Raw genomic sequence first — 5,051 nt, forward strand, 5'->3', positions numbered from 1 at the left:
CGTTGCGTATCCACGTAATGGGCGGCTCGTTGCCGCAGCCCTGCCCAGGTGCCTTCTGAGTCCATCAGGTCTGTCACGCGCTCCGCCAGGCTCTCAGCGTCCCCAGCCCGGAACAGCACGCCAGTTTGCCCATCCTGAATCAGTTCCCGGTGCCCGCCGACGTCGGAGGCCACGAGCAGGCGCCCCTGTGCCATGGCTTCCAGGGGTTTCAGCGGTGTAACCAGCTCTGTCAGGCGCATGGACAGCCGCGGATAGACGAGCACGTCGATCAGGTCGTAGTAGCGTTGCACCTCATCGTGCGGCACACGCCCCGTAAACACGACGTGCTCCTCCAGCCCTTGCTCGGTAACGGTGGTGCGCAGGCGCTCCTCCTCGGGGCCACCGCCAACCAGCAAGACCTTCACGTCCGGCGCTCTTTGTCGGATGCGCGGGAGTGCCTGTAGTAAGAGTGGCAACCCTTCATAGGCATAGAACGAGCCGATAAAACCAAGCACACGGCCGTGAAGGCCCAGACTGGCGCGAAGTCCCGGTTCCGCTTTGCCACCGCCGGAAAACGCCGCCAGGTCAACAGCGTTCGGGATGACGGTGACTCGGCCCGGAGGGATTCCGCGGGCGAGAATGTCCTGTCGGAGCCCCTCACAGATGGTGGTCACGGCATCGGCCCGGCGCAGCGCCCACGTCTCCAGGCCCCGTGTCAGCCGGTAACGAAGGGCCCCCTCGCGGGTTGTGCCATGATCCACGGCCGCGTCTTCCCAGAACGCCCGGACTTCGTATACAACCGGCACTGCGTGGCGTTTTCCCACGCGCAACGCCGGAACGGCGTTAAGGGCCGGTGAGTGCGCGTGGATCACGTCCGGGCGCAAGTCGCGCACCAGCCCGTCCAGGCGCCGGGTGATCGCCGCCATGCTGCGCCATTCGGTAACACCCGGGACTAACGGCGCCCCATGGGCCCAGGGCGTGCGATGGAAATGCCACCCGTCCACGGTCTCCGCGTCCGCGGTGCCTGGACCCTGTTTCGGGCCGGTCAGGTGTTCGGTAAGCCACCCGAGACGGCGCTGTTGCTGCAAAATGGCCAGCGTGCGGAAGGTATAGCCGCTTTGGAGCGGCAGAGAATGATCCAGCACGTGCAGGATGAGTGGCGGGCGCTGACCGTCAACCGCGCTCGGAGGGGTCTGCTGCGCAGCGCCGGTCGCGACCTCGCAGGTATTAGCCATGGAAACTCTCCCTGTACAGCGCCCCTGGCACCGTGTCCTCGACGACGCGGCCAATGCGCTCGATCTGCTCCGGCTCCAGGCGTTCGCGCCAGCGATCCACTTCGCGCGCAGCGTTGCGGTAGACGCTGTAATAGGCGTCGGTGCCCGAGGAGGCGCTTTCACCGAGAAATACCTCGACGGCGGGATCCCATTCCATGCCGGCGAAGTCGATCATCCGGCGAGCGATCGCCTCAGGCTCCAGGCAGACGTCCTCGTAGCAAACGGTGCAGGCGTTCTCCAGGCCGTCCAGCTCGTCCATCGCCTTCTCGTTGAACAGCACCCAGCGCCAGGCCAGGCGGCTGACCGGGTCCATGGCGCGCAGCCGCTCCAGGTCGAGGTTATGCCGCTGCGCCTGGGGCGTGTCGCAGAGCATGGCGAAGAGATGCCAATCCTCGCTCGAGGGGCAGTCATCGCTGAAGTGGCCGGAGGCCTCGCCGCGCAGGATCGAGGCGATCTGCCCGCAGGGATGGCGCAGCAGGTGAATGACCCGGAGCTCCGAGGCGCAGCGGGCAATCAGACCGGCACGGCCTGTGGACTCGATGGACTTCCACACCGTCACGGGCGCACCGTTGATGCGGCTCACGGGTTGCGTGATGGGGATTGGCAAGCGGCCCCGTGTCGCCTTGTCGAGGTAGATGCTGGTCTTGAAGGCGGTGAACCGCCACCCCGGCAGATAGCGCTTGGGGAACAGGGGCAGCTTGCCGCACACCCGCGCGTCCCGACTCGCCGGCAGTGCCTGCAGAAACGACTCAATGCGCGCCCCGTAGCTGTCGGTCGCATCCGGCGGCGCATGAATCGGTACATCGCGCAGCGCCCCACCGCGGTCCGGTTCGTGGCGGTAGAGGGTCTGCGGGTGACTGTCGAGGATTTTGCCCACCCAGGTGGTGCCCGAGCGTGGCAGCCCGACCAGCAGCACGCTCACGCCCTGACCTCCCGCGCCCCGGCCGCAATCCGCCAGTTGTCGGACTCGGCCGCGTCAGCACTCTGCCCGCGGAGGAAGGCATCGAACATCAACAGCGACCACAGCATGGCGCTGTTGTCGCGCCGACCGGATTGGTGCTGATCCACGACCAGACGCAGATACGCCGGATCAAAGAAGCCTGAGTCGAGCATCGCGGGGCCGGTCACGGCACGGCGTACGCGCTCGCGCAGTGGCCCCCGGAACCAGGACGCCAGCGGCACGGCGAACCCCATCTTCTGGCGATAGAGCACGTCCTGCGGCAGGTAGGGCTCCAAAGCCCGCTTGAACACGTGCTTGCCCTCACCGCCCCGTAGCTTCAATGACGATGGCAACCCGGCCATCCACTGCACCAGATGATGGTCGAGAATCGGGACGCGAACCTCGAGGGAATGGGCCATGCTGGCCCGGTCCACCTTGGTCAGGATGTCATCGGCCAGGTAGGTCTTGAGATCCAGGTACTGGACCCGCGATAGCGGGTCATCCTTGGGTGCTTTACGGTCGTGACGCCGAAGCACTTCCGCGGCGTGGTAGCCCTGGAGCTCGCGGCGGAAACGCTCGCCATACAGCGCCTGGCGCTGGCCGTCATTGAGCACCGAGATGTTGTGGAAGTAGCCTTCCACCGTATCCCGGGCGAATGCCTGGAACGTCGCCTTGGCCCGGAAAACTCTTGGCGCCCAGTCCGCCTTGGGATACACCCGTCCCAGAGCCCCGAACACCGACTGGCGCAACCCCAGGGGCAGGCCGTTGCGCAGTCGCTCTTCCTGACGGTGGAAACGATAGCGACGGTAACCCGCGAGGTTTTCGTCGCCGCCGTCACCGGACAGGGCGACTGTAACGTCCTTGCGGGCGAGTCGACACACCTCATAGGTGGGCATCGCCGAGCTGTCCGCGTAGGGCTCGTCATAGAGCCCGGCAAGACGGTCGACCAACGAGAAGTTATCCGCGCTGACCTGCTCGACGCGGTGCCGGGTGCCATAGCGTTGCGCCACAATCTGCGCGTAGGCCGCCTCATCGAAGGCCGGATCCCCGAAGCTAATGGAACAGGTGTTGACCGGGTCTTGCGAAAGCCCGGCCATCATGGCCACCACGGCGCTGGAATCCACGCCACCGGAAAGAAACGCCCCCAGGGGGACTTCGGCGATCATGCGGATGTCCACGGCTTCGCGCAGGCGCTCGATGAGCTCCGTTCGCGCATCGGCCTCGTCAATCTCCGTCGGCGCAAACTGGACGTCCCAGTACTCCCGGGACTCAGGCATGGGGCGGCCGCGCCTAATCGTCAGGGTGTGCCCGGGCGGGAGCTTGCGCGCCTGCTTGTAGATCGTGCGCGGCTCTGGCACGTAGCCGAAGCCGAAATACTCTTCCACGGCGTAGGGGTCGAGCTCGCGGTCGAGCTGCGGATGAGCCGTCAGGGACTTGAGTTCGGAGCCGAAAATCAGCGTGCCGTCGCCGAGCAGCGCGTAGTACAGCGGCTTGATGCCCAGGCGGTCACGGGCCAGAAACAGCGTTTCGCGGCGCTCATCCCAGAGCGCGAAGGCGAACATGCCGCGGAAGCGCTCGACACAACGCTCACCCCACTCTTCCCAGGCATGGACGATCACCTCGGTGTCACAATGGGTACGGAAGGTATGCCCCAGACGGGCAAGCTCTTTGGCCAGGGCCTGGAAGTTGTAAATCTCGCCGTTGTACACCACGACGACGGTGTGGTCTTCGTTGTACAGAGGCTGCTGGCCGGAGGAGAGATCGATGATGGACAGCCGCCGATGGCCCAGGCCAATACCGGCACCTTCGTGCAACCCGCCCTCGTCCGGCCCACGATGATGCTGGGTCTCGTTCATTCGGTGCAGCAGTTCGCGAGCGGGATTGGCCCTGCCCCGCGTGTCCATGATGCCCACCAGTCCGCACATGCTGGTTATCCTTCTGTCGCGCGGCGGCCGCGCTCGCTCAGCAGCCGCTCGTAAACCGTGGCGTAGCGCCCCACCATGGCGTCCAGGCTGAACTCCCGCAGCACCCGCTCACGCGCCCGTTTGCCGAACGCGCGCATGCGCTGCGAATCACGAATAAGCCCCGCGATGGCCTTGGCCATGACTGGGGGATCCCCCGCCGGCACCAGCAACCCGGTGTCACCGTGGGTAACCAGCTCGGGATTGCCGCCGACGTCGGTAGCAACCACCGGCAGACCGCTGGCCATGGCCTCCAGTACCGTATTGCAGATCCCCTCGCCGAGAGAGGGCAACACGAATACATCCATGCCTTGCAGCAGTTCCGGGATATCGTCCCGATCCCCGGGCAGCCAAGCCAGCTTGCCCACACCAGCTGCACCCAGCAGGTCCCGGGCCTCGGCCCGCAACGGCCCATCGCCGATGATCGCCAGGCGCAGGCGGCGGCGCCCGTCGGGGACTCGTTGCACCAGGTCAATAAACGCCCGTACCAGATTCAGCGGATCCTTGACGGGCTGCATGCGACCCACGGTGCCGATGACGACCTGATCAGCCCCCGCAAAGCCGGGCACGGGCAGTTCGCGGCGAACGGGGCGAAACCGGGCGGTATCCACCCCGTTGTAGAGCTGCGTGACCCGGCCGCCATCGATACGAACCTGGTCAGTCAGGTAGGTTTCCAGGTCGCGCGACAGGGCAATGTAGTGATGGACCCAGGGGCTGAAGCCTCGCCGCAACCACTGGTACTTGACGCTGCTGCCGTCCAGGTCGGAGACGTCGCGCCCATGCTCGCCGTGGATCCGAATGGGCACACCCGACAGGGCGGCGACGACCTGGCATTCCAGTGCCGCGAGATTGCGGCTATGGACGATGTCCGGGCGAATGCTGCGCAGCAACCGCCAC

At 65.9% G+C, this 5,051-nt stretch carries 4 protein-coding genes; all 4 read right to left on the reverse strand.

What is annotated here, in order from left to right; genetic code table 11:
• Positions 1-1,214: TIGR04063 family PEP-CTERM/XrtA system glycosyltransferase (locus QZT63_RS19835; RefSeq protein ID WP_290653780.1), on the reverse strand; the 1,214-nt coding region annotated here is incomplete at its 3' end.
• Positions 1,207-2,175 (reverse strand): sulfotransferase, encoded by a 969-nt coding sequence (locus QZT63_RS19840; RefSeq protein WP_290653782.1) that lies wholly within the window; start codon positions 2,173-2,175, stop codon positions 1,207-1,209. The genes QZT63_RS19835 and QZT63_RS19840, both read right to left, overlap by 8 nt.
• The gene (locus QZT63_RS19845) at positions 2,172-4,118 is read right to left on the reverse strand and encodes an XrtA/PEP-CTERM system amidotransferase (RefSeq protein WP_290653784.1); all 1,947 of its coding nucleotides are present in this window, start codon (positions 4,116-4,118) and stop codon (positions 2,172-2,174) included. The genes QZT63_RS19840 and QZT63_RS19845 overlap by 4 nt, the downstream gene beginning before the upstream one ends.
• Before the next feature lie 5 nt (positions 4,119-4,123).
• Positions 4,124-5,051, reverse strand: a 928-nt coding sequence (locus QZT63_RS19850) for a TIGR03088 family PEP-CTERM/XrtA system glycosyltransferase (RefSeq protein WP_290653786.1), incomplete at its 5' end; no start/stop codon positions are given.

Source organism: Aquisalimonas sp. (genome assembly GCF_007120195.1).
GTDB lineage: Bacteria > Pseudomonadota > Gammaproteobacteria > Nitrococcales > Aquisalimonadaceae > Aquisalimonas.